Below are 245 nucleotides of genomic sequence, written 5' to 3' on the forward strand. Positions count from 1 at the left end.
GCCCGGATCTCCGCGACGCGCTGACGGGGCTTCAGCGCGCCGCCCGCCGCACCCGCTGCGGCACCAGCCGCCCGGGTCGCCCCGGTGGCCGTACGCAGGCCCTGGCGGGCCGTCTGGCCAGGCACCTGGGCGGCGCGCTGACCGGTGCGGGCGGCCAGGCCCGCCGAGCGGTTCGCGGTGCTGTACCCGGCGCGGGCGGCCTGGGCGGCGAACCCGCGCCCGGCAGTCCCGCCACCGGCCCCACC

The 245-nt window shown here is 82.9% G+C and carries 1 pseudogene; it reads right to left on the reverse strand.

Annotation, left to right across the window (positions count from 1 at the left end):
- Positions 1-245 (reverse strand): annotated as a pseudogene (locus tag VR45_RS49450) (hypothetical protein); the annotation flags it as partial.

Origin of the sequence: Streptomyces sp. NRRL S-495 (genome assembly GCF_000966955.1) — a bacterium.
Classification (GTDB): domain Bacteria; phylum Actinomycetota; class Actinomycetes; order Streptomycetales; family Streptomycetaceae; genus Kitasatospora; species Kitasatospora purpeofusca.